The sequence below is a fragment of the Advenella incenata genome, assembly GCF_004217095.1.
Lineage (GTDB): Bacteria > Pseudomonadota > Gammaproteobacteria > Burkholderiales > Burkholderiaceae_B > Advenella > Advenella incenata.
This window is the reverse complement of sequence record NZ_SHKO01000001.1, coordinates 2,087,964-2,110,065: the sequence shown is the minus strand read 5'-3', so window position 1 is coordinate 2,110,065 and position 22,102 is coordinate 2,087,964. Positions and strand designations below refer to the sequence as shown.

Here is a 22,102-nt window from a genome sequence, read left to right as displayed (position 1 = left end):
ACGCCCCTTTACTATCGCAAATAGTTAATGGCTACGGTAACGACTATACCGATCACTGCCAGAATAAGCAGACCTTGCAAGATGCTGCGTTTGGGTTTTTCTTCCATGGTGTCAGACCTTCATACGAGTGGCAGACCTGGCGTCTGCGAACATGCAAAACAACAAACCCCGCCGGGGCACAAAGCCTGGCGGGGTTGCCTACCGAAGCAACCGGATCAGGACAGCATCCGGATTGTCTCGGACTATCTGTGAGTTCGGGTTAGTGCGTTTCAGTTACCTGCGACTTGCCCTTGCGGGAAGCCAGCCATTTACCCAGACCAACAACCAGAATTATGCCAACGACTTCTACTGCAATCTTAACAGTTTGCGGTGCCGGTCCGCCATTGAAGAATGTTCTTTCAGTAAATACGTCAGTAATCAACATGCCGCCGGCCAGCCAACCCAGCAGACCTGCACCCAGCGTAATCACCAGCGGATACTTGTCGATCAGTTTGAGCACCAAGGTGCTACCCCAGATAATAATTGGCACGCTGACAATCAGACCGAAGGCCACATAGGCTACTTCATGCCCTGGCGTGGTTTTCTGCGCAGCAGCGGCAATGGCAATGACATTGTCCAGGCTCATGACAAAGTCGGCAATCAGGATGGTTTTGACCGCAGTCCAGACCGAAGTGCCACCGGCAACATTGCCATGCTCATCTTCCTCGGGAATCAGCAATTTGATGCCGATCCAGATCAGCAGCGCGCCGCCAACGATTTTCAGATAAGGAATTTCCAGCAGCTTCAGTGCGAAAGCGATCAGAATCACCCGCATAATGATGGCGCCGAAAGTGCCCCAAAGAATGCCCTTCATGCGTTGCGCTTTTTCCAGATTGCGGCATGCCAAGGCAATGATGACGGCGTTGTCACCACCTAAAAGTATGTCAATGAGAATAATCTGGAATATTGCGGTCCAGCTCAGGGTCTGAAAAAACTCAAGCATAATGAAAGATCACCTCTGTTAGATTTGTATGATATGCAAGTGGGCCAGGCGTTTGTCGAATGCCCTCTGATGTGCCGGCACCTGCATCGTATCGCACCGCGCATTGGACGCGCAGCAACACAACGGACGCAACCTGCTCGACCATCCGAGCCGCTACGGTTCGGTGTGATTGGCGAGACGGTATAAAAAAAGGGCACTTGCGCGCCCTTTCCTGCTCCAGACTGCGAGCAATTATAAAACAGAGTATTCAGTATGACGTCAGTTTTTTTGTACGAGTCACAAAAATTTTGCCCAGCACAACAACCAGAAGCGCACCTGCAATACCCATGGCAATGGCCAATTGATGGTGCGTCAGGTGCGCCAGCGACGCCCAGCTCTCGGTACGAGGCTCAATCACAGGGTCGCCGACAAACATCTCACCAGCAATATAACCGAGCAGCGCCGCGCCCAGCCATACGATAAGCGGAAATTTTTCAATCACGCTCAGCAGCAAGGTACTGCCGAAAATGACTAGAGGAATACTTAGCGCGAGACCGATAATAAGTAGCGTGGTATCGCCATGGGCCGCAGCAGCAACTGCAACCACGTTATCCAGGCTCATTACCAGGTCGGCAACCAGGATGGTGCGAATCGCGCTCATCAATGTAGCGTGGGACTTTTCATGCCCGCCTTGCTCGTCGTCCGAATTGACCAGCGATACCCCGATATAGACCAGCAGCACCGCACCGATAATTTTCAGGTAAGGAAGCATTAGCAGTTTGGCTGCGACCAGCGTGAGAATGATCCGCATCACGATGGCTGCACCAGAGCCGATCGCAATTGCCTTTTTCTGCTGATTTTCCGGCAACGTTCGGGCCGCCAGTGCGATTACAACCGCGTTGTCACCCGAAAGCAAAATATTTACCCAGACGATTTCCAGCAGGGCGAGCCAGAACGCCGAAGAACCTATATCCATAGTGAACCTTCCAAAGAGACTTAAAAATGAGAAAATGTTGTCTGTGTTATCACCCGCGATAGTGCTTCGGGTACCTTTTTATTCGTGCCATCATTCTATGAATCTTTGCTTACAGCGCCCTGACTTGAGAACACACCACAAAAGAAAACGCCCCTGAAATCACAAAAACACACTTGTGATTTTCAGGGGCGTTTCAGCAGTTATCGCCTGAATTGAGCGATAAGCTACGACGAACTTACAGTACTGACTTGAGCAACTTGCCCATTTCAGATGGATTACGCGTGGTGCGAATACCGCAAGCTTCCATGATTTCCAGCTTGGCATCTGCCGTATCGGCGCCGCCGGAGATCAGCGCGCCGGCATGACCCATGCGTTTTCCAGGAGGTGCAGTGACACCCGCGATAAAGCCAACAATCGGCTTTGTCATATTATCTTTGGCCCATTCAGCGGCGTTGACTTCGTCAGGTCCGCCAATCTCGCCAATCATGACCACTGCGTCTGTTTCAGGATCTTCATTGAACATTTTGAGGATATCAATGTGCTTGAGTCCGTTAATCGGGTCGCCACCAATACCGACGGCACTGGACTGACCCAGACCCAGCTCGGTCAACTGCGCAACGGCTTCGTACGTGAGTGTGCCTGAGCGGCTGACTACGCCGATGCGGCCTTTTTTGCAGATGTGAGCTGGCATAATGCCAATCTTGAGTTCATCGGGCGTGATCAGGCCAGGGCAGTTAGGCCCCAGCAGCAGCGTTTTCTTGTTTTCCTGGCGCATACGGTTGCGAACGGCCAGCATATCACGAACAGGAATACCTTCGGTAATGCAGATAACCAGATCCAGGTCTGCCTCTACCGCTTCCCAGATCGCATCGGCAGCCCCTGCCGGTGGAACATAGATAACAGACACGTTGGCGCCAGTTTGCGCCTTTGCATCCTTGACCGAAGCGTAAATAGGCACGCCTTCGAAATCTTCGCCTGCGCGCTTGGGATTGACGCCAGCAACAAAGGCTTCTTTACCATTGGCGTAATCGCGGCACATACGTGTGTGGAACTGACCGGTTTTGCCGGTAATACCCTGAGTGATGACTTTGGAGTCTTTATTGATCAGAATTGACATGAAAAATTCCTTGCTTACTTAACGGCGGCTACGACTTTGGTCGCGGCTTCAGCCATGGTATCGGCGCTGATGATTGGCAGTCCGGACTCGGCGAGCATTTTTTTGCCCATCTCTTCATTGGTACCCTTCATGCGTACAACCAGAGGGACCGAGAGGTTAACGGCCTTGCAGGCTGCGATGACGCCTTCGGCGATAACATCGCAGCGCATAATGCCGCCAAAAATGTTCACAAGAATCGCTTTGACTTCCTTGTTTTTGAGCATGATCTTGAATGCTTCGGTGACCTTTTCAGCGGTCGCACCACCACCCACATCCAGGAAGTTGGCGGGCTCTCCACCAAACAGCTTGATCGTATCCATGGTGGCCATGGCCAGGCCGGCACCATTTACCAGGCAACCGATGTTGCCATCCAGTTGAATGTAGGCCAGGTCAAACTTGCTGGCTTCGATTTCAGCAGGATCTTCTTCGTCCAGATCGCGATACTCAACGATCTCAGGGTGACGGAACAATGCATTCGAGTCAAAGTTGAATTTGGCATCAAGTGCGACGATATCGCCTGAACCGGTCAGGATCAGCGGGTTGATTTCAGCCAGGGAAGAGTCGGTATCCCAATATGCCTTGTACAGTTTCTGGAATTCGACGCCAGCCTTCTCGACCGACGCTTCGGGTACGCCAATACCACGCGCCAGTTCCCGCGCTTCGTCATCTGTAAAGCCCTGGGCCGGATCAACAAACACTTTCAGGATTTTTTCCGGTGTTTTTTCGGCCACTTCTTCAACGTCCATGCCGCCTTCGCTGGATGCCATGACGCATACGCGCTGGCTATTGCGATCGGTCACAATGCCAACGTAATATTCTTTCTTGATATCCGCGCCTTCTTCAACCAGCAGACGGTTCACTTTCTGACCCGCAGCACCGGTCTGATGGGTAACCAATTGCATACCCAGGATTTCGGAAGCCAGCTGGCGCACTTCATCAATGGACTTTGCCAGTTTCACGCCACCGCCCTTGCCGCGGCCACCTGCATGAATCTGCGCCTTGACAACCCAAACCGGGCCACCGAGCTTCTCTGCGGCGGCAACCGCCTCATCTACGGAAAATGCGGGGATGCCGCGAGGCACCGTCACGCCGAATTTTTTCAGCAGCTCTTTGCCTTGATACTCATGGATCTTCATGTATTACCTATTAGCGTAGGATAAAAAAACAAATGCTCAGCGTTGCGCGAGCACACGAATTGAGACTGTTTGAAGCCTGTACAACAATCATGACTGCCTGACCCTGCGTTTACCACCCTCTTGCGGGTTGACATACCACTCTGGATAAAACTCCCGGACCACCGGGGAAGTGAGCGCCAGCGCGTGACACCCTTCCAGCTGGAAGGGCTTTTTCCCGGTTTGCTCAGCCTGTTCGCGGCGCTGCGCCGACAAACTCTGTACAAACACCGTAGGCAGCAGCACAACCAGCTCAGACATATGCGTACAGCCATCGACACGACCGAAGCGGTCACGTACCGCCGCCCGGAATTGACGCAGCAGATGCAGCCCGACCAGACCACGGTATGCCTCCTCAATGGCCATACAGGCCGAATCGTAAGGTGCTGCCTGATATTTGGCCCGAACATCGGTAATCATCCCCTCTGGTGTAACCAGCAGAATGATCGTCATATCGTGCACCGGGTCGCCTGCCAGATGCATTGCACCAAGTTTGGTAGGAAAGTCGTAAGCTTTGACATCGACCAGATGCGCTTCAAGCTCCCAGAGAGAATCCTCCCGGAGATAGGCATCCATAGTGATACGACGGGTGTGAATTGGCTTGCGCGCCGAAGAACCCAGAGACATGTTCGAACGATAGAGGAGTAATTGGTCAGTAAACCGATAAAGTATAGCGTACTCCCTTGCGCGCTCGCCCACAAAAAGGCCGTATATGCGAAATTTTGCTGCAAAGCAAAAATAGTATAAAGCGCAGCCCAACACACTCGGACAAGAACAAACGGCGCCAGGCAAAAAAAACACGGAGTGGCGGCAAGCCGCAATCTCCGTGGAAAAGGTTGGTAAACAGTACGCGTTCAAATCACAACGCGGTATTCATTTGACAACGCGATATGCTTTTAAACCGCGGCGCGCAATGCCTGGGCGGCATTAACCATCTCAATCAGCGCGCTGCGCGTCTCGGGCCACTGGCGGGTTTTCAGACCGCAATCGGGATTGACCCATAGTTGCTTGCGATTTAAGCGATTGGCCGCCTTGTTCATTAACTGGATCATCCACTCCCGATCCGGGACGTTGGGTGAGTGAATATCATAAACGCCGGGTCCGATATCGTTTGGATAGTTGAAGCGTTCAAATGCTTCGAGCAGCTCCATGTTCGAACGGGAGGTTTCAATCGTAATCACATCGGCATCCATTGCGGCAATGGACTCGATAATGTCGTTAAACTCCGAGTAACACATATGCGTGTGGATCTGCGTTGTGTCCTGTACGCCCGAAGTGCTCACCCTGAAGCAATCGACCGCCCAATCCAGATAGGCTTGCCAGTCTGCCTTGCGTAGCGGCAGTCCCTCGCGAAAGGCGGGTTCATCAATCTGAATAACGCGGATGCCGGCTTTTTCCAGATCCTGGACCTCGTCGCGCAGTGCCAACGCCAATTGCAGGCACGTTGCCTGGCGCGGCTGATCGTCACGCACAAAAGACCATTGCAGCACCGTGACCGGACCCGTCAGCATTCCTTTCATGGGCTTGTCGGTCAGCGACTGGGCAAAAGCGGTCCACTCTACCGTCATGGGAATCAGACGAGCGACATCCCCGTAAATGATGGGCGGTTTAACGCAACGGGAGCCGTAGCTCTGCACCCAGCCATTCTGTGTGAAAGCGAAACCGGCCAGCAGCTCGCCGAAGTACTCCACCATGTCGTTGCGCTCGGGTTCCCCATGAACCAGGACATCCAGCCCCGCTTCTTCCTGGAACCGGACCACTTCGCGAATTTCCTGGCGAATGGCTTCCTCATATTTGGTATCGCTCAGCGCGCCAGCCTTCCAGTCGCGACGAACCTTGCGGATTTCCGGCGTTTGCGGAAAGGAACCAATGGTGGTTGTGGGAAAATCGGGCAGGCCCAGCGCCTCGCGCTGTTTAACAATGCGTTCGGCAAAGGGGGTACGCTCGCGCGCAACTGACGCCGCAGCAGCCACGCGTTCGATCACAGCTGGGTTATGAATCCTGCGCGATACTTTACGATCGGACAGCGCAGCACGCTGCCGGGCAAGCGCAGCATCCTGCGCGTCGGTGACCGCGCCGTTCAATGTTGCAGCCAGCAGGCTCAGCTCATCAAGCTTCTGTACAGCAAAAGACAGCCAGCTTTTGATTTCTTCATCCAACTGGGTTTCTTCGGCCAGATCTACCGGTACATGCAGCAGCGATGATGCCGGCGCCAGCCACAGCTGTTCGCCCAGTTGCGCCAATGCCGGACCGAGCAAAGCGGCTGCCTGATCCAGATCGGTACGCCATACATCCCGGCCACTAATGATACCGGCTGACAGTACGCGGTCGGCGGGCCAGCCAGGCAGCACACGAGCGAGTTGCTGCGGTCCGCGAACCAGGTCTAAGTGTACCCCTGCCACGGCGAGCGAGGATACCAGTTCCATATTGTCGGCAACATCGCCAAAATAGGTTGCCAGCAGAATTTTCACTGGCGTTGTGGCCAACTCCGCATACACCTGCCGGTAGACATCTTGCCAGGCCGGTGGCAGATCCAGCACCAGCGCCGACTCGTCCACCTGCACCCATTGCACGCCCAGTTCAGCCAAGCGAGTCAGCACTTGCTTGTAAACTTGCAGAAGTTGCGGAACCAGCGCCAATTTACGCTCGTCTTCTACACTGGAAAACGATTCGCCCTTGCTCAGCCACAGATAGGTCAGCGGGCCAGGTATAACCGGCTTGACCTTGTAGCCTGATGCCTGAGCCTGGGCAACTTGATCAAACAGGCTCGAGCGCGCCAGATAAAATTGCTGGTCGGCAGCCAGCTCCGGAACAATGTAGTGGTAATTGGTATCGAACCATTTGGTCATTTCACATGCGGCTGCCGGTTCACCGCTGGGGGCACGGCCACGCGCCATTCTGAACAGCGTATCCAGATCGACAGGTGCATTCTTCGGATGGTTAAAGCGTGGCGGCACAACGCCCAGCGTGGTTGACCACTCAAGTATATGGTCATACCAGGCGAAATCGCCCACCGTCACGAAAGCATTACCCGCAGCTTGCTGAATTGCCCAGTGACGTTCGCGCAACTGCCTGCCCGTCTCGATCAATTCCGCTTCGGTCGACTGCCCCGCCCAATACGCCTCCAGCGCCTTTTTCAATTCCCGTTTTACGCCAATGCGTGGAAAACCCAGGTTATGTGTCAATGCCATATGTAATCTCTTTTAATAGTATTGCACAGCCACTTCCGTTTCCGATTCCAGAGCGAAGCGGCCTCGCAGGTGAGCTGATTCAGTTAGTAGGTAGATTGTGCCGCGCCTGGAAAATGAAGACAGCTCAAATTCATTAATATAATATTAGAAAAATTCATAATCAAATATAACTCATTGATTCTTAACGTTATTTTTCATACTGATATGCTTATAAGTAATGAGGTCACTGCGAAAGGCGCCGGATGGACGCTTTCTTGATACCATGCAGGTATAAATGAAAAATTCTCACGCAAGCACTCTTTACCATGATTGAAATTAAACATCTTGAAACGCTGACGGCTATCCGTGAAGCAGGCAACCTGCAGGATGCCGCCGAACGCCTGTCGGTGACGCAGTCGGCGCTTTCGCACCAGATCCGCGAACTGGAAAGCAGGCTCAATCTGAATCTTCTGAATCGCCGCACGCGCCCTGCCCGCTTCACCACGGCTGCATTGCGTCTGTTGACGCTGGCCGACGACGTCCTGCCGCGTATACGCAGCGCCGAGCGCGAAATGCAGAAGCTGGCAGCGGGCAGCACGGGCCGCTTGTACCTGGCCATAGAATGCCATTCCTGTTTCCAATGGCTGATGCCCACGCTGGATGCATTTCGGTTGCAATGGCAGGATATTTCACTGGATCTGTCCGCTGCCTTTTCCTTCGCACCCATTCCCGCCCTGATGCGCGGTGATCTGGATCTGGTCATCACCTCTGATCCCGTACCGAATGACTCGGTAGAGTATGTGGCGCTATTTAAGTATGAACTCGTACTGGCAGTGGCAGCAGACAATCCACTGGCCCGCAAGCGCTTTATCAAGCCGGCAGATCTGAGCAACCAGGTCCTGATTACCTACCCCGTGGAAGAAGAACGACTGGATATCTTCACTGCGTTCCTGGATCCTGCGGGCGTAGAACCAGCCTCCATACGCAAGTCGGAATTAACGCCGATGATTATCCAGCTGGTCAACAGCAATCGCGGCGTGGCAGCGTTACCGAACTGGGCGCTCACCGAATATCAAACGCAGGACTGGCTCAAAATCGTACATTTGGGAGAAGCGCCCGGAATCTGGCGCACGTTGTATGCCGCCATCCGCACGGAAGACTGCCAGACCCCCTATGTTCAGGCGTTTGTGGAGCTGGCCAGGGAAATCTCGTTCAAGCATCTGTCAGGCATTCGTATGGCTTCGTGAAGGCCCGGACAGTCCATAGTTGTTAAATGCATACGCAAATGAATTTGTGGGTTGCAATCCTTGGCACCATGGATATATATTTCCCTTAGGGAAAAAATATTGCTATGCGCAAAAACATCAATTTTTTCTATGTTGCAGCGTTTCGCAATACTTTCTGTTTAATTCTTTAAAAGGCAGGAGCAGAGGGAAATGGCCGTCGGCAGTCAACATTCAGCATCGGTGGATCATCTGAGCAAACTTGCTGCAACGGCAGGTGTAACGATCAACGGAGATGCACCGTGGGACCTTCGTCTCACAGATAACAGAGCAGCAGATCGCATTCTTGCCCAGGGAAGCATGGGCCTGGGTGAAAGTTATATGGACGGTCAATGGGAATGCGACCAGATTGATGAAATGATTACCCGCCTGCTTAGGCATCGCATCGATGACAAAGTCAGAACCGCCGCGACCTTCTGGCATGTGCTGCGTGCCCGTTTTGTGAACAACCAGACCCGCTCCAAAGCCTGGGAAGTGGGCGAGAAGCACTATGACCTGGGCAACGAGTTTTTCCGGGATATGCTCGATACGCGCATGACCTACACATGCGGCTACTGGGATAATGCCAGCACACTGGATGAGGCGCAGGAAGCCAAACTTGATCTGGTATGCCAGAAACTGGGACTCAAGCCAGGCATGACCGTGCTGGATATCGGATGTGGCTGGGGCAGCTTTATGCGCTTTGCCGCGGAACGTTACGGCGTGCACTGCACCGGCATCACTATTTCCAAAGAGCAGGCCGAATATGGACAAAAAATGTGCGAAGGCCTGCCGGTACAGTTTTTATTGCAGGACTATCGTGACCTGACCGGACAATATGATCGCATTGTCAGCCTGGGCATGTTTGAGCACGTCGGGCGCAAGAATTACCGTACGTACTTTGAAGCGGCCCGCAAGAACCTGAAAGAAGACGGGCTATTTCTTATGCACTCCATCGGCGGGAAGATTCGCGATCACGATCCCGATCCGTGGATTCACAAATATATTTTCCCCAACGGGGAAATTCCTGTGATTGGCCAGGTTGCTGACCATACGCAAGGGCTGTTTCTGATTGAAGATCTGCACAATTTTGGCGCCGATTACGACAAAACGCTCATGGCTTGGCATGCCAATTTTGAAAAACATTGGGACAAGCACGCATCGCAATATTCCGATCGCTTCTATCGCATGTGGAGATATTACTTGCTCATTTGTGCCGGCTCATTCCGCGCGCGCGACAACCAGCTATGGCAGTTTGTCCTGTCGCCCAACGGAGTGCCTGGTGGTTATCGACGACCCAAACTCTAGACGCAACACCAACGGCTAGTGACAAAAGCCCGTGGATGTGTGGTTGGCACAAAATCCCGGGACGCCGCTATGGCCATTGTCTGACTGCGGCCGCTTGGTTTATTTGATTTTGGTTGTTTGATTGTGTGTATTTGATTACGACTGTCTGATTACGACTGTCTGATTGCCGTTATTTGATCACACTTTGACCGTGGCTATTTGAATGCTGCTTTGAATGCTGCTACTTGTATGCTGCTATTTGAATGCGGCCATTTACTGGAGCTATTTAACTACCGCTATCTGACCGCATTGAGCATGCAAGTTAATCGTCTGACGGCGCACGGATGATCTTTCTTACAATATCTGCGGAGAAGCCGCGGCTAAGCAGAAAGCGCATTTGTTTGGCATATTCCTGGGGAGTGGCATAGGCCTCTCCCTTGAATTTTTTTTCCCAGACCACTTTGGCACGCTCGTATTCGGAGCCATGTAAATTGTGAAGCGCAGCATTGACATCATCTTCAGAAAGGTGATGTTGCCGCAATTTCGCGGCAATACGCATTGCCCCCCATTTTTGCGAAGCGACATTCGCCGTCGCCTGTAGAAAACGACTGTCAGATTGCCAGTTTTCTTTCTTCAGGCGCAGCATTACCGCATCAAGCTCTTCCGGGCTTTCGGCGTGAGGGGCGAGTTTTTTTCTAAGCTCGTATTCCGAATGCTCGCGCCTGGACAGATACGAAATACCACGGGCAAGCAAACTACGACCCTGGCCGCGCCTGCCCTGCCCTTGGGAAAAATCACTCATCAGCTTCCGCGGCTTGAGCAACATCTTCCGGATCGGCGACAAACTCCTGGGCGCGCGCGATAACACCCATATTCTCGCGTACCCGGTTTTCAATTTCCACAGCCATTTCCTTGTGCTCTTTCAGGTAATCGCGGACATTGTCCTTGCCCTGACCAATGCGAGTGCCGCTGTAGCTATACCAGGCGCCTGCCTTGTCTACAACACCGGCCTGCACGCCCAGATCGATCATCTCGCCCTCGCGCGAAATACCGGCGCCGTACATAATATCGAACTCTGCCTGCTTGAACGGCGGTGCAACCTTGTTCTTGACCACCTTGACACGCGTTTCATTGCCGACAACCTCATCGCCTTTCTTGATAGACCCAATACGGCGGATATCCAGGCGAACCGATGCATAAAATTTAAGCGCGTTACCACCCGTTGTGGTTTCTGGGCTACCGAACATGACGCCAATTTTCATTCGAATCTGGTTAATGAAGATAACCATGCAATTGGTACGCTTGATGGATGCGGTCAGCTTACGCAACGCCTGGCTCATAAGACGCGCCTGCAAACCGGGCAGGCTGTCGCCCATATCCCCTTCGATTTCTGCGCGAGGCACCAGTGCGGCAACCGAGTCAATAACAATCAGGTCGACGGATCCGGAGCGCACCAGCGCATCGGTAATTTCCAATGCCTGTTCACCGGTGTCGGGCTGGGAAATAAGCAGATCTGCCAGATTGACGCCCAGTTTGGAGGCGTACTGTACGTCCAGCGCATGCTCGGCGTCGATAAACGCGCAGGTGCCACCGATTTTCTGCATTTCTGCAATGACCTGAAGCGTCAGCGTGGTCTTACCAGAAGATTCCGGCCCGTAAATTTCCACAACACGGCCACGCGGCAACCCACCTACGCCCAGCGCAATGTCGAGCCCGAGAGAACCAGTGGAGACGACCTGGATGTCGTGCGAAACTTCGTTATCGCCGTAGCGCATAACAGAGCCTTTGCCGAACTGCTTTTCGATTTGAGAGAGTGCTGCGCTGAGTGCCTTGGCGCGGTCGGCGCGTGCGGCTTTGGATTGCTTGTCGTCCATGGAGGGTCCTTGTGACTAAATAGAGAAACCTGATATCGCAATATATAGACAAACTGCTTATGAATAAAGACGTGAATACCGTAAGTACAGTATTTTGACACAGGCTGGCCTGGCTATAAACCGCTATGCCAACCAATGGGCCAACCCGCAAACCGCCCCTAACTGCTGATCATGGAAACGCACTGTGCAAGGAAGATAAATGTCTTGTTTTCACACTCACCTGCCTCATACATGTACCTGATCAAAGCGATCCATCACAAATAACCCATACAGATTATTCATTAGAGATCTTCTATTAGAGACCTTCCATTACAGATCATCCTTTAAAGACCACCCTTACGGATCCCTTTACAGATCATTCATTACAAGATTCGTACATATTGTGATAATCGGATATTATCGCATTAAATTATACTGTATATTTAGCCAGTATAATCATATTATCTGCATTTTTTTATGAGTTGTTAGTTCTTTACCAATCCGATTCAGGACATTGTCAGAGCATACGCATTATATTTCGTTCCTGATGATGACGAAATGACAAGTTTCAATCCCCTTTTGAAGTTTCGTCAGCATTGTCAGTGCTACACCCCGTAAGTTTTACGTAGCACTGAAACCCGTATTAACCTGCCTTCGGGCAGGTTTTTTTTGACCTGTTCCAACACATCGGCAAACCATCTGTCGCCAGATGCAACAGGCCTGCGGCAAAAGCAGACGACGCTCGCACCGGCTGCCCGGCCTCATACAAACAGCCCCTCGCCTATTATATCGAATGGCGTAAAGTTTTCGGCGGCAAGGCAGGCACCCGGCGCATGTGCGACAACGATAGCCGGTACAATAAATACTTTTGGCGTAAAAGTATGTGGTTTAAGAATCTGAGTGTTTACCGGCTGGCTGCCGACTGGAAACCCACGCAGGAAGAGCTTGAAGACAAGCTGGCAAAAGCCGCTTTCGTTCCGGGCAATAAATCTGATATGAACAGCATGGGGTGGGTGCCTGCTCGGGAAAACGGTATGCTCGCTCACGCGCTTAGCGGCCAGTACCTGCTGTCGCTACGCATTGAAAAGAAACTGCTGCCCGCTACCGTCATTAATCAGTTTACCCGTGTCCGCGCACAGGAAATCGAAGAGCAGCAAGGATACAAACCTGGCCGCAAGCAAATGCGTGAAATCAAGGAGCAGGTGACCGACACCCTGCTGCCTAAGGCATTCAGCATATTCCGTGATACCCGCGTATGGATCGACACCCAGAATCATTGGCTGGTCATCGACGCCGCCTCGGCAACCAAGGCCGACGAAGTGATTGGTGCACTGGCCAAAGTCATTGATCCGCTGCCGCTCAAAAGCCTGTACACCGAACAGTCACCCGCGGCCGCCATGACCGAATGGCTGCTTGCTGACGAAGCGCCTGCGATGTTCTCGGTCGACCAGGATACAGAGCTGCAATCATCTTCAGAGAACAAGGCGACTATTCGTTACGTTCGCCAGAGCCCCGAAAAGGAAGATGTGCAAAAGCATATCCAGTCAGGCAAGCAATGCACCAAGCTGGCGCTGACCTGGTCGGATCGTATTTCATTTGTATTGAGCGACAATCTAATCATCAAACGTATTGCGCCGCTGGACATCCTCAAGGAAAATCAGGATATGTCAGCCATGGATGAAGAAGAACGCTTCGATGCCGATATGACGCTCATGACCGCCGAGCTGGCTGGGCTGCTGGGTGCGCTGGTCGAAGCATTGGGTGGCGAAAAACAGACTGCCAAATAAACACCGCAGTTTGACAAAAGGGGCCCACAAAGCCCCTTTTTTGACAACCACTTTTAGCGTGCTATTGGTCATATTGAAACGGCGGCAGTTCAGCTATGTGGCAGCCTGAATATTTGGTAACAGGTAGCATTGGCAAGCCGCAGTCCGCCACTTGCCTTGCCGCTGGCCCAGTTGCCCCATCCCGATCGCCGACCGAGCTATCGGCTGCTTACTGCAGATTGATCGTGATGGTATAAGGTACCGGCGTCGCTTTGTGAGCAATGGCAGCCTGTTCCTGACGTGACTCCATGTCGGTCTTGAACAGAACCCGCAATTCGTAAAGTCCTTCAGACGGAATAATATATTCGGTATCGCGCTGCAACGAATAAGCTTCCTGGCCAAACAGCGCCAGATCAATGGAAGCATCCCCCTTCAAATTGACTTTCAGTTTCTGATCTTTGAAAGCACGGAACTGATAGGAAGAATACCCTGCCCCCAGAATATACCCGGTGTACATAATGGCATGCTCGTTAAGCGGAAAGCGAACGCTCTGCGTCATATTGGTGAGCGAATTGATGAGCGCTTCGTTATGCTTTTGCTCAGCCTCCTGCTTGGCGGGAACCGGCTGTGCAACAGTCTCGACGACCTGCTGCTCGATATATCCGACAATAATGACACTCAAAACCGTCACCAGGGCAATGAGCGCAATGAATTGTTTACTGAAAGAGTTCACACGCATTTTTTGTCAGATCAAACTTGTTGAAAAACGGACTGTATCATAACCTGATTTATAGGCAGCTTAAACCGCCACCGTGGCCCGAATGAAATATTGATTATGGTTGCTTATAAAGGTATTGCTGCACCGGTAGCTGTCAGCGCAACAGCACCATTTCCTTAAGACGAGTCAGTTGATCCCGGGCCGCCGCCGCCTGTTCGAACTCCAGATTGCGGGCGTGATCCTGCATCTGTTTTTCCAGCCGGCGAATCTCTTTGGCCAGCGCCTTTTCATCCACCAGCAGCGACTCAAGACGGATATCTTCGGCAGTGAGTGCCTCGGGAGCATCCTGGATTACACCGTCGATCATTTCGCGTACCGACTTGCGCACGCCTTGCGGCACAATACCGTTCTCAGTGTTGAACGCAATCTGCAGATTGCGACGCTTTTCGGTCTCATCCATGGCGCGGCGCATGGAGTCGGTAATGCGATCGGCATACAGGATGGCCCGGCCGTTCAAATTCCGTGCTGCACGCCCAATGGTCTGGATCAGACTGCGTTCGGAACGCAGAAAGCCTTCCTTATCGGCGTCCAGAATAGCCACCAGAGAGACCTCGGGAATATCCAGTCCTTCGCGCAGCAGGTTGATGCCCACCAGAATATCGAAATGGCCCAGGCGCAGATCGCGAATAATTTCAACCCGCTCGACCGTATCGATATCCGAATGCAGATAACGCACTTTCATGCCACTTTCGGTCAGGTAATCGGTCAGATCCTCTGCCATGCGCTTGGTCAGTGTGGTTACCAGCACCCGATCGCCGACCGCAATACGCAACTTGGCCTCACCCAGCAGATCATCCACCTGGGTGAGCGCCGGACGCACCTCGACCATGGGATCGACCAGGCCAGTGGGTCGCACCACCTGTCGCACTATATTGTCGGAATGCTCATTTTCATAATCTGCAGGCGTGGCCGAGACAAATACACTTTGCCGGACACGCTGTTCGAACTCTTCCATCTTCAGCGGCCGGTTGTCCATCGCCGACGGCAGACGAAAACCAAACTGCACCAGGGTCTCCTTGCGCGACCTATCGCCGCGATACATGGCGCGCAACTGCCCCATCATCCAGTGGCTCTCGTCAAAGAACATGAGCGCGTCTTGTGGCAGATAATCGATCAGCGTCGGAGGTGGATCGCCGGGCGCCGCGCCAGACAAATGGCGGGAGTAGTTTTCGATCCCCTTGCAAAAACCCAGCTCCTGCAACATTTCGATGTCGAACCGGGTGCGCTGTTCGATGCGCTGGGCCTCAACCAGCTGGTTATTGTCCACAAAGAATTTGGTGCGATCGCGCAGCTCTTCCTTGATGGTTTCAATGGCCCGCAACACCGTATCGCGCGGGGTCACATAATGTGAACTCGGATAGACGGTAAACCGGGGAACGCGCTGGCGGATTTTACCGGTCAGCGGGTCAAACAGATCAATACTCTCGAGCTCGTCATCAAACAGGCTCAGCCTGACTGCCAGCTCGGCACTCTCTGCCGGGAAAATGTCAATCACTTCACCGCGCACACGGAACGTGCCCCGCGTGAAATCAATATCATTGCGCTCGTACTGCATGGACACCAGGCGCGCCAGGATCTCCTGACGCGGCGTGCGATCACCGGTGCGAAGCACCAGCACCATGGCGTGGTAATCTCCCGGGTTACCAATACCGTAAATGCAGGAGACCGTACCGACAATAATGGTGTCGCGCCGCTCCAGCAGGCTTTTGGTTGCCGACAGACGCATCTGTTCTATATGTTCGTTAATGGACGAGTCTTTTTCAATGAACAGATCGCGCGTGGGCACATAGGCTTCGGGCTGATAGTAATCGTAGTAAGACACAAAATATTCCACCGCATTGCGCGGGAAAAATTCCCGAAACTCCGAATACAACTGGGCTGCCAGTGTCTTGTTCGGGGCCAGCACCAGCGCCGGACGACCCATGCGGGCGATAACATTGGCCATAGTGAAGGTTTTGCCCGACCCGGTGACGCCAAGCAGCGTCTGGTACATCAGGCCGTCTTCGATCCCTTGGGTCAGGGCGTCGATTGCGGCGGGCTGGTCGCCCGCAGGCGGATAAGGCTGGTATAGCTGAAACGGGCTGTCGGCAAATTCGATAAATCCGGCTTCGCTCATAGATTGTGCATCCAGGGGTTAATTTGGCACTGATTTAGGCGTACAATCATTCATTATCCACCTTATTTGACCTTCCCTGCAACCTTACTTCTGTATATAACGATGACCACTCTTTTCAATGCCGTCGAGCTCGCCCCCCGTGATCCCATTCTGGGTTTGAATGAACAGTACAACGCTGATACCCGTGATACCAAGGTAAATCTGGGTGTAGGCGTGTATTACGATGACAACGGCAAGATTCCACTGCTCAAGGCAGTTCAGGAAGCCGAAAATCAGCGCGTCCAGGCGCACGCGGCACGCGGCTACCTGCCTATTGAAGGCATCGTCAATTACAACAAGGGAGCGCAGGAACTGCTCTTCGGCAAGGAATCAGCCGTCATTACCGAAGGCCGCACCCTCACCTTTCAGGCACTGGGCGGTACAGGCGCACTGAAAATTGGCGCCGACTTCCTGAAGCAGCTGCAACCGGATGCAACCGTTTATATCAGCGACCCAAGTTGGGAAAACCACCGTGCGCTGTTCGAACGTGCCGGTTTCAACGTGCAAACCTATAGCTATTATGATGCGGCTACTCACGGCCTGAATTTTGACGGATTCGCGGCCGCGGTCAAAGCCATGCCGCAAGGGTCCATCATCGTGCTGCATGCCTGCTGCCATAACCCAACCGGTGTCGACCCGACCCTGGAGCAATGGCAGCAGATCGCCACCCTGGTCAAAGAGCGCAACCTGGTGCCCTTCCTTGACATCGCTTATCAGGGTTTTGGCGAAGGCTTGCAGGAAGACGCAGCCGTGGTGCGCCTGTTCGCCGATCTTGGCATGTCCATGTTCATCAGCTCCTCCTTCTCCAAATCCTTCTCTTTGTATGGCGAACGTGTGGGCGCGCTCACAGTCGTGACAACCAGCAAGGATGAAGCCACGCGTGTCCTGAGTCAGATCAAGCGGGTTATCCGCACCAACTATTCCAACCCGCCTACCCATGGCGGAATGGTGGTGGCGCAGATCCTGAACACGCCGGAATTGTTCGCCCAGTGGGAAAGCGAACTGGCGCAGATGCGCGAACGCATTCGCGATATGCGCAAGCAGCTCACTGACAAACTGAATGCCGCTGGTGTCAAACAGGACTTCAGTTTTGTTATGTCCCAGCGCGGCATGTTCTCCTATTCGGGCCTGACCAAAGAGCAAGTAGAGCGTCTGCGCAACGAGCATGGCATCTATGCCGTCAACAGCGGCCGGATCTGCGTTGCTGCGCTCAATAGCCGCAATATTGACAGCGTGGTAAAGGCGATCGCCGCCGTACTGTAATCAGTGGCTACGCAAATCCGCGGCCTGCGGGCAATTTGTCAATGAAAACGCTTGCCAACCGCCGGTGAATGCGTCAGAATACGGACTGTATATACATACAGTCCGTTTTTTTATCTGTCTCTTTCATTCCGGGGAATCATGAGCCTGAAACTTACCGCGCGCCAGCAGGAAATTTTGAATCTGATCAAAGCCGCCGTGGACCGTACCGGCTTTCCGCCAACCCGTGCAGAGATTGCCGCGGCGCTGGGATTCAAATCGCCCAATGCTGCGGAAGATCATTTGCGCGCGCTTGCTCGCAAAGGGGCTATTACGCTTACAGCGGGGGCCTCGCGCGGTATCCGTCTTGTCGAAGATGCCGAATCAGCAGCAGGCGCGTCGTCAGGCAGCACCTCAGCCAGTGTCGGCGTTTCTCTGGCAGACAGTTTGCGTCAGCTGATACTACCCGTGGTTGGCAAGGTGGCAGCCGGTAACCCCATCCTGGCCACAGAACATATCCATCGCGAACTCTCGGTTGACCCGTCCCTCTTCGAACAGCAGCCCGATTATCTGCTCACCGTCAAGGGGCAGAGTATGCAAAACATCGGCATCATGGATGGCGATCTGCTCGCCGTCAAACGCTCGCCAGACGCCCGCAATGGCCAAATCGTCGTTGCCCGCATTGATGATGAGGTAACAGTCAAGCGCTTTAACCGCCGGGGTCGTGTTGTCGAACTGCTGCCGGAAAACGACGATTTTTCCCCCATTATTGTCTCAGACGAAAATGATTTTGCCATCGAAGGGATTGCAGTCGGGCTGATCAGGCCGCATAATCTGCACTGATTCCCTTTCGGTGCCGCTATGAATGCCTGGCAGTATTTCAAAAAAGACTTCTCCACGTCGGCGGCCATTGCAGGACTGATTACCGTCCTGGTTTCCCTGACCGGGCCGGTAGCCATTATTATTCAGGCGGCCAAGGCTGGCGGGCTCAGCCAGATGCAACTTACCAGCTGGATCTGGGCCATGTCCATCACCAGCGGCGTATGCGGCCTCTGGCTCAGCATCCGCTATCGCACGCCCATCGTCTGCGCTTTTTCCACCGGCGGTGCGGCGCTGCTTATCGATGCCCTTCCCCAATATTCCTACAACGATATTGTTGGCGCGTATATATTTGCCGCACTCCTGGTTGTGTTGCTGGGCATCAGCGGCCTGTTTTCCCGCCTGATGCAGCATGTACCCCGCAGTATTGTCTCGGGCATGCTGGCCGGCATCCTGTTTGCATTTGGCGCTCATCTGTTTGTATCGCTGCAACAGGCCCCGACGCTGGTGCTGCCGATCATTCTGGCGTACCTGGTCACCAAGCGCGTCATACCGCGCTATGCGGTACTGGCGGCACTGCTTACCGGTATCGCGGTGTGTGTCGCGCTGGGGCAGCTGAACACGCAGGTGCTCAGCTTCAGCCTCGTGGTCCCTGAGTTTACGATACCGGGCCTGTCAGTACCGGCGCTTGTCGGTGTCGGTATTCCACTGGCCTTTGTCGCACTGGCCTCGCAATACGCACCGGGCGTTGCCGTCCTGCAGTCCAGCGGATATCACCATACGCCGATCTCACCGCTTATTACCACCACTGGCATCTCGACCGTTCTGTTTGCCCCTTTCGGCCTGCACGGCACCACGCTGGCCGCGATCACCGCTGCAATATGTACCGGCCCGGAATGCCATCCTGATCCGCAACGACGTTATGTGGCAGGTATTGTGTGCGGCGTATTCTATATATTTTTCGGTTTGTTTGCGACCGTGGTGACCACGCTATTTATTGCCATACCGGAAACATTTGTTGCCTCTCTGGCCGGCCTGGCTTTGCTGGGCGCCCTCTCCTCGGGACTGGCCGGCGCCATGGCTGAGGAATCAGAACGTGAGGCCGGCGTCATCACGTTTCTGATGACCGCATCCGGCGTCTCGTTCTTTGGCGTCGGCTCGGCATTCTGGGGCCTGATTGCCGGCGTGGCTGCCTATGCCATTCTGGTGTGGCGGCGTAAACCGCGCAAGGCAGCGGCATAATGCGACCAGCTTATAACCCGGATATTGGCTGCTTTTTGGGTAGTGGCCGCTTTCTCATTACATCAATTGGGCACGGCACTGGTTATACTGGGTTGTGTAACGCGCCGCCCGCTCCCTGACAATTTCGGCCGTACGCATGAGCCAGGCTTTCGCCTGATAGCTTTGGTTGCGATAGCCACTCCAACCCTCATGATAATTCAAATACTGTCCGTAGGCATCCCATTTGGACGTGCCGTTAAGCACCTGCGCCTTGGACATATACCAACCCATGAAATCCAGTGCATCTTCAAAGCTGTCGCGGCTGGCACTCTGGCCGGTTTCGCGCTCGTAATCGCCCCACACCTCGTCTTTGGCCTGCGCATATCCATAGGCTGAACTGACCCGCCCCCAGGGAATAAACCACAGCAAATAGTTTTTGGGAGGCTTCGCATCGTGTCGATACGACGATTCCTGGTACATCATGGCAAAGGGCACCGGGATGGGCACGCCCCATTTGTTCTGCATGGCCAGCGCCGCAGTGCGCCACTGCGGTTTTTCCTGAAATATCGCGCACAGATCTTCCGCATTTTTCGGCGGCGCTGTAGCGCAACCAGCCAGTGTTACAACACCGGCCAGCATGCCGATTGTAAATATTGTTTTCAATTGCAGCATGGGTTAATTACCTTAATCGCCTATTTGCAAATATTGTAAAGAATATATTCTTGAATCGGAAAAAAATCATCTAGAATGGGCATCATCCTAATTTAGGGTTAGGCACCATTATGGCTTATCTGAACCGCTCCGGTATTTACTTCAATACCTTTATCATCATTCTGATTGCGGTCTCGCTCGCATTCCTGAGAATGCTCGTACCCTTTTACGGCGCAATCTTCTGGGCAATTGTCCTGGCTGTACTGTTTCGTCCACTGCAACTGTGGATACTGGAACGCATGCCTGGCAGAAACACCAGTGTATCGATCATCACACTTATTATCTGCCTGCTGATTGCCATCATTCCACTGATACTGATCTCCATCTCGCTGATCAACGAATCGCTGTTGTTCTATCAGCGTATAGAATCAGGCCAATTTAATATCGCCGAATACATCCGGCAGGTATCAGATGCACTGCCCACATCGGTCCGTGATTTTCTGGCCAGGTTCGAAATTTATAACCTGTCTTCACTTTATGCCAAAATTTCATCTGGCATGATGCAGGGCAGTAAGTATCTGGCCACGCAGGCCCTCGATATTGGCCAGAACTTCTTCGCATTCCTGGTTGAATTCTGCATTATGCTGTATTTGCTGTTTTTCCTGCTCAAGGATGGACCGGCGCTCACAAGCCGTATCAAAAACCTGATTCCACTGACCGACGATCACAAACAGTTTCTGTTCCAGAAATTCAATACAGTGGTGCGGGCAACAGTCAAGGGCAATGTGGTCATCGCGGCGGTGCAGGGTGTACTCGGCGGTATGATTTTCTGGATCCTGGGAATTCAGGGCGCGCTGCTGTGGGGCGTGATCATGGGCTTCCTGTCTCTGCTGCCCGCCGTGGGTGCGGCCATTGTCTGGCTGCCCGTTGCCGTGTACTTTTTGATTACAGGTCACTTGTGGAATGGCATTATCCTGGTGCTGTTCGGCTTTTTGGTCATCGGCCTGTCGGACAATATTCTTCGCCCGTTGCTGGTGGGAAAAGACACGAAAATGCCGGATTATCTGGTTCTGATTTCCACGCTCGGGGGCCTTTCCCTGTTTGGCCTGACCGGCTTTGTGATCGGCCCGCTGATTGCCGCCATGTTCATCGCCATTTGGGATTTGTTTCCTGCAGCGGTCAATCTGAACGATAAAAACAAGGCGGTACCAGCAACACACCGCCGCCCGCCCCCACCTGCAAAATAGCTGGAATTGTTTCTTAACATACTGTTTTTATTAGTAAATTAATGCCGCAGCTGAAATTTTGGTTGCGGCATTCTTTGTCTGTATAATGGATTTTCCAACTCACTACAGACGGAGGTCCTCGGTATGTTCCCTGAATATCGTGATTTAATATCCCGGCTCAAAGAAGAAGACGCCAATTTCAAGCGCCTTTTCAAAAAGCATAATGATCTGGACCAGGAATTACAGAATCTTGAAACACAGGATTTCAGTGAAAAACATACTGAAATCGAGAAAAAGAAAAAAGAAAAACTACAGCTCAAGGATCAGCTCTACAGCATGCTGAAGGAAAGAGCGGCCACCTGATCCGCAACATCACGAAACGGGGTGCAACGCCCCGTTTTCGGTACAGT

General features: G+C 53.1%; 19 protein-coding genes. 8 read left to right on the top strand and 11 right to left on the bottom strand.

Annotated features, from left to right (window positions below; all coding sequences use genetic code 11):
- Positions 1 to 259 precede the first annotated feature (259 nt).
- The 6 genes from EV681_RS09535 to metE form a co-directional block, all read right to left on the bottom strand.
- On the bottom strand, positions 260 to 982 hold the full coding sequence (locus EV681_RS09535; RefSeq protein WP_128394332.1) for a TerC family protein: 723 nt from the start codon (positions 980 to 982) through the stop codon (positions 260 to 262).
- 247 nt (positions 983 to 1,229) lie between these two features.
- The gene (locus tag EV681_RS09530; RefSeq protein WP_128394333.1) at positions 1,230 to 1,937 is read right to left on the bottom strand and encodes a TerC family protein; all 708 of its coding nucleotides are present in this window, start codon (positions 1,935 to 1,937) and stop codon (positions 1,230 to 1,232) included.
- A 235-nt stretch (positions 1,938 to 2,172) separates the two neighbouring features.
- A complete protein-coding gene (sucD, locus tag EV681_RS09525; protein ID WP_014750504.1) occupies positions 2,173 to 3,054 on the bottom strand; it encodes a succinate--CoA ligase subunit alpha in 882 nt (293 codons plus the stop codon).
- A 14-nt stretch (positions 3,055 to 3,068) separates the two neighbouring features.
- Positions 3,069 to 4,229 carry an ADP-forming succinate--CoA ligase subunit beta gene (gene sucC / locus EV681_RS09520; protein ID WP_128394334.1) on the bottom strand — a complete coding sequence of 387 codons (1,161 nt, stop codon included), beginning with the start codon at positions 4,227 to 4,229 and terminating at the stop codon, positions 3,069 to 3,071.
- A gap of 87 nt (positions 4,230 to 4,316) precedes the next feature.
- A complete protein-coding gene (locus tag EV681_RS09515; RefSeq protein WP_128394335.1) occupies positions 4,317 to 4,892 on the bottom strand; it encodes a DUF2889 domain-containing protein in 576 nt (191 codons plus the stop codon).
- Positions 4,893 to 5,161: 269 nt separating this feature from the next.
- A complete protein-coding gene (metE, locus tag EV681_RS09510) occupies positions 5,162 to 7,456 on the bottom strand; it encodes a 5-methyltetrahydropteroyltriglutamate--homocysteine S-methyltransferase (protein ID WP_128394336.1) in 2,295 nt (764 codons plus the stop codon).
- A 305-nt stretch (positions 7,457 to 7,761) separates the two neighbouring features.
- On the opposite strand from metE, the gene EV681_RS09505 reads away from it, so the two are divergent.
- Together EV681_RS09505 and cfa are read left to right on the top strand one after the other, a co-directional pair.
- Positions 7,762 to 8,682 carry a LysR family transcriptional regulator gene (locus EV681_RS09505; RefSeq protein ID WP_128394337.1) on the top strand — a complete coding sequence of 307 codons (921 nt, stop codon included), beginning with the start codon at positions 7,762 to 7,764 and terminating at the stop codon, positions 8,680 to 8,682.
- Positions 8,683 to 8,871: 189 nt separating this feature from the next.
- Positions 8,872 to 10,005 carry a cyclopropane fatty acyl phospholipid synthase gene (gene cfa / locus EV681_RS09500; RefSeq protein ID WP_128394338.1) on the top strand — a complete coding sequence of 378 codons (1,134 nt, stop codon included), beginning with the start codon at positions 8,872 to 8,874 and terminating at the stop codon, positions 10,003 to 10,005.
- Positions 10,006 to 10,306: 301 nt separating this feature from the next.
- Here the strand turns inward: cfa and recX are convergent, their stop codons facing one another.
- Both recX and recA read right to left on the bottom strand, forming a co-directional pair.
- On the bottom strand, positions 10,307 to 10,810 hold the full coding sequence (gene recX, locus EV681_RS09495) for a recombination regulator RecX (protein WP_128394339.1): 504 nt from the start codon (positions 10,808 to 10,810) through the stop codon (positions 10,307 to 10,309).
- Positions 10,779 to 11,858 (bottom strand): recombinase RecA, encoded by a 1,080-nt coding sequence (gene recA / locus EV681_RS09490; RefSeq protein WP_128394340.1) that lies wholly within the window; start codon positions 11,856 to 11,858, stop codon positions 10,779 to 10,781. Before recA ends, recX begins: the two co-directional genes overlap by 32 nt.
- An 860-nt stretch (positions 11,859 to 12,718) precedes the next feature.
- Here recA and EV681_RS09485 point away from each other — a divergent pair.
- Positions 12,719 to 13,624 (top strand): recombination-associated protein RdgC, encoded by a 906-nt coding sequence (locus tag EV681_RS09485; protein ID WP_128394341.1) that lies wholly within the window; start codon positions 12,719 to 12,721, stop codon positions 13,622 to 13,624.
- Between the two features lie 208 nt (positions 13,625 to 13,832).
- On the opposite strand, the gene EV681_RS09480 is transcribed toward EV681_RS09485, so the two are convergent.
- Both EV681_RS09480 and uvrB read right to left on the bottom strand, forming a co-directional pair.
- Positions 13,833 to 14,342 carry a hypothetical protein gene (locus EV681_RS09480; protein WP_014750496.1) on the bottom strand — a complete coding sequence of 170 codons (510 nt, stop codon included), beginning with the start codon at positions 14,340 to 14,342 and terminating at the stop codon, positions 13,833 to 13,835.
- 133 nt (positions 14,343 to 14,475) lie between these two features.
- On the bottom strand, positions 14,476 to 16,497 hold the full coding sequence (gene uvrB, locus EV681_RS09475; protein ID WP_128394342.1) for an excinuclease ABC subunit UvrB: 2,022 nt from the start codon (positions 16,495 to 16,497) through the stop codon (positions 14,476 to 14,478).
- Positions 16,498 to 16,599: 102 nt separating this feature from the next.
- Here uvrB and EV681_RS09470 point away from each other — a divergent pair, with 102 nt between their 5' ends.
- From EV681_RS09470 to EV681_RS09460, 3 genes are all read left to right on the top strand, one after another.
- Positions 16,600 to 17,799, top strand: coding sequence for an amino acid aminotransferase (locus tag EV681_RS09470; protein ID WP_128394343.1), 1,200 nt, complete (start codon positions 16,600 to 16,602; stop codon positions 17,797 to 17,799).
- A gap of 138 nt (positions 17,800 to 17,937) precedes the next feature.
- Positions 17,938 to 18,618: a transcriptional repressor LexA gene (gene lexA / locus EV681_RS09465; RefSeq protein ID WP_128394344.1), complete on the top strand. Its 681-nt coding sequence runs from the start codon at positions 17,938 to 17,940 to the stop codon at positions 18,616 to 18,618.
- An 18-nt stretch (positions 18,619 to 18,636) separates the two neighbouring features.
- Positions 18,637 to 19,836 carry a benzoate/H(+) symporter BenE family transporter gene (locus tag EV681_RS09460; protein ID WP_130303801.1) on the top strand — a complete coding sequence of 400 codons (1,200 nt, stop codon included), beginning with the start codon at positions 18,637 to 18,639 and terminating at the stop codon, positions 19,834 to 19,836.
- A gap of 57 nt (positions 19,837 to 19,893) precedes the next feature.
- On the opposite strand, the gene EV681_RS09455 is transcribed toward EV681_RS09460, so the two are convergent.
- Entirely contained in the window at positions 19,894 to 20,487 is a 594-nt protein-coding gene (locus EV681_RS09455; protein WP_130303800.1) for a transglycosylase SLT domain-containing protein, read from the bottom strand.
- A gap of 110 nt (positions 20,488 to 20,597) precedes the next feature.
- Between EV681_RS09455 and EV681_RS09450 the strand changes: the two genes are divergently transcribed.
- Complete coding sequence (locus EV681_RS09450; protein ID WP_128394347.1) at positions 20,598 to 21,713, top strand: AI-2E family transporter; 1,116 nt, start codon at positions 20,598 to 20,600, stop codon at positions 21,711 to 21,713.
- 123 nt (positions 21,714 to 21,836) lie between these two features.
- Positions 21,837 to 22,055 (top strand): HP1242/YdcH family protein, encoded by a 219-nt coding sequence (locus EV681_RS09445; RefSeq protein WP_014750489.1) that lies wholly within the window; start codon positions 21,837 to 21,839, stop codon positions 22,053 to 22,055.
- The last annotated feature ends 47 nt before the right edge of the window (positions 22,056 to 22,102 follow it).

Coding starts and splice junctions, on each gene's coding strand:
- EV681_RS09535 (WP_128394332.1), bottom strand. CDS start 982: ATGCTTGAGTTTTTTCAGACCCTGAGCTGGACCGCAATATTCCAGATT.
- EV681_RS09530 (WP_128394333.1), bottom strand. CDS start 1,937: ATGGATATAGGTTCTTCGGCGTTCTGGCTCGCCCTGCTGGAAATCGTC.
- sucD (WP_014750504.1), bottom strand. CDS start 3,054: ATGTCAATTCTGATCAATAAAGACTCCAAAGTCATCACTCAGGGTATT.
- sucC (WP_128394334.1), bottom strand. CDS start 4,229: ATGAAGATCCATGAGTATCAAGGCAAAGAGCTGCTGAAAAAATTCGGC.
- EV681_RS09515 (WP_128394335.1), bottom strand. CDS start 4,892: ATGTCTCTGGGTTCTTCGGCGCGCAAGCCAATTCACACCCGTCGTATC.
- metE (WP_128394336.1), bottom strand. CDS start 7,456: ATGGCATTGACACATAACCTGGGTTTTCCACGCATTGGCGTAAAACGG.
- EV681_RS09505 (WP_128394337.1), top strand. CDS start 7,762: ATGATTGAAATTAAACATCTTGAAACGCTGACGGCTATCCGTGAAGCA.
- cfa (WP_128394338.1), top strand. CDS start 8,872: ATGGCCGTCGGCAGTCAACATTCAGCATCGGTGGATCATCTGAGCAAA.
- recX (WP_128394339.1), bottom strand. CDS start 10,810: ATGTTGCTCAAGCCGCGGAAGCTGATGAGTGATTTTTCCCAAGGGCAG.
- recA (WP_128394340.1), bottom strand. CDS start 11,858: ATGGACGACAAGCAATCCAAAGCCGCACGCGCCGACCGCGCCAAGGCA.
- EV681_RS09485 (WP_128394341.1), top strand. CDS start 12,719: ATGTGGTTTAAGAATCTGAGTGTTTACCGGCTGGCTGCCGACTGGAAA.
- EV681_RS09480 (WP_014750496.1), bottom strand. CDS start 14,342: ATGCGTGTGAACTCTTTCAGTAAACAATTCATTGCGCTCATTGCCCTG.
- uvrB (WP_128394342.1), bottom strand. CDS start 16,497: ATGAGCGAAGCCGGATTTATCGAATTTGCCGACAGCCCGTTTCAGCTA.
- EV681_RS09470 (WP_128394343.1), top strand. CDS start 16,600: ATGACCACTCTTTTCAATGCCGTCGAGCTCGCCCCCCGTGATCCCATT.
- lexA (WP_128394344.1), top strand. CDS start 17,938: ATGAGCCTGAAACTTACCGCGCGCCAGCAGGAAATTTTGAATCTGATC.
- EV681_RS09460 (WP_130303801.1), top strand. CDS start 18,637: ATGAATGCCTGGCAGTATTTCAAAAAAGACTTCTCCACGTCGGCGGCC.
- EV681_RS09455 (WP_130303800.1), bottom strand. CDS start 20,487: ATGCTGCAATTGAAAACAATATTTACAATCGGCATGCTGGCCGGTGTT.
- EV681_RS09450 (WP_128394347.1), top strand. CDS start 20,598: ATGGCTTATCTGAACCGCTCCGGTATTTACTTCAATACCTTTATCATC.
- EV681_RS09445 (WP_014750489.1), top strand. CDS start 21,837: ATGTTCCCTGAATATCGTGATTTAATATCCCGGCTCAAAGAAGAAGAC.